Source organism: Holdemanella sp., assembly GCF_056804935.1.
The window spans coordinates 9,957-11,995 of the sequence record NZ_DBMEXE010000029.1 but is presented as its reverse complement, the minus strand read 5'-3'; the positions used below and the strand labels follow the sequence as shown (position 1 = coordinate 11,995).

Below are 2,039 nucleotides of genomic sequence, written 5' to 3'. Positions count from 1 at the left end.
AGTGTGATTTGTCACACTCTATTTACCCATCTCATTCATAGAAATCATTGAGAAGCTCAAAGATTCCAATACTTTAATTAAGGCATGTGCCGTATCTAAACTTGTCATACAAGAAATGTTATTTTCTGCAGATACACGACGAATCAAGAATCCATCTTTACTTGTAGAATTATCTTTATTTGACATTGTGTTGATGACAAAGTTTACATGTCCATGACGAATAATATCCAATACAGTTTCATTTCCATTATCCTCATTGACTTTGGCCGCTACATGTACAAATAAGCCATTATCTTCTAAGAATTTAGCTGTTCCCTTCGTCGCATAAATACCATATCCAATGTTATAGAAACGTTTTGCGATTTCTAAAGCATCCTGTTTATTATCATCATCAATTGTTAGTAATACACTTCCATGTAAAGGAATATTGATTCCTGAAGCTACTAAAGCCTTGTACAATGCTTTTTCTAAGTTGACATCACTACCCAAAGCCTCACCTGTAGATTTCATTTCAGGTCCTAAGACTGTATCTACACTACGTAATTTCGCAAATGAGAATACTGGTGCTTTAACAAAGACTCTTTCTTTATCTTCAGGATGGTATCCAGGTGTTAAACCTTGATCTTCAATACTTTCACCTAATACACACTTAGTCGCAATTTGAGACATAGGAACACCTGTAATCTTAGATAAGAATGGTACGGTACGAGAGGAACGTGGGTTTACCTCTAATACATAGACATTATTTTCTTTATCTACAATGAACTGAATGTTGTATAAACCAACAAATTCAAAGCCTTCACCAATTCTTGTTCCATAATCAATGATCGTTTCTTTCACCTTCTCATTGATGATCTGTGTAGGATATACACTAATTGAGTCACCAGAGTGAATACCCGCACGCTCGATATGTTCCATTACACCTGGAATATATACGTTCTTTCCATCCGCAATCGCATCGATTTCTAGTTCTTTACCAACAATATATTTATCAACTAAGATTGGTGCATCATGACTGATTTCCTTTACGGCTGTTGCCATATATACTCTTAATTCATCATCATTATGTACGATTTCCATGGCACGACCACCCAATACATAACTTGGACGAACAAGTACTGGATAACCAATCTTATTGGCAATAACGAGTGATTCTTCTACTGTTACTGCAGTTTCACCTTTTGGTTGAGGAATATTCAATTTATGTAACATCGCTTCAAATTCATGACGGTCTTCCGCTAAATCAATAGAGTGTAGTGAAGTACCTAGAATCTTAACACCATGTTCTACCAATGAATCGGCTAAGTTGATTGCGGTTTGACCACCAAATTGAACAATAACACCTAATGGTTTTTCTAAATCAATTACGTGCATTACATCTTCTGTAGTTAGTGGTTCAAAATACAATTTATCACTAATTGAGAAATCGGTTGATACAGTTTCAGGGTTGTTGTTGATGACGATAGCTTCATAGCCTTCTTCACGCAAAGTCTGTACACAATGTACTGTCGCATAGTCAAACTCAACACCTTGTCCGATACGAATTGGTCCTGAACCTAATACAACGATTTTTTTACGGTCTGTTACCTCAGATTCGTTCTTATGTTCATAACTTGAATAGAAGTATGGAGTTGCACTCTTAAACTCACCCGCACAAGTATCTACCATCTTATATACTGGCATGATTCCATTTTCTTTACGCAAGTTATATAAGTCGAATTCTTTCATATCCCAATTACGTGCAATGTAGCTATCCGCAAAGCCGTATTTCTTTAATTTACGTAAAACTTCAACATCTTTGGGATTTTCCATCATTAGCTTTTCTAAGCTGATAATTCTTGACAAGTGACACAAGAAGAAATCATCCATTTTCGTTACATTATGAATTGTCTCCATATCATATCCATCACGAAGCCATTGTGTAACCGCAAAAATTCTTTCATCATCACACTTCTTGATTTTTTCAAGTAATTCTTCTTTCGTTAATCCAGCCAATTCTTTTTTATAGATATGATCCACTTTCATCTCTAAAGAACGAA

At 35.4% G+C, this 2,039-nt stretch carries 1 protein-coding gene; it reads right to left on the bottom strand.

What is annotated here, in order from left to right; translation table 11 throughout:
- Positions 1–18: 18 nt before the first annotated feature.
- Positions 19–2,039, bottom strand: a 2,021-nt coding sequence (carB, locus tag ACZQCL_RS02690; protein ID WP_482481788.1) for a carbamoyl-phosphate synthase large subunit, incomplete at its 5' end; no start/stop codon positions are given.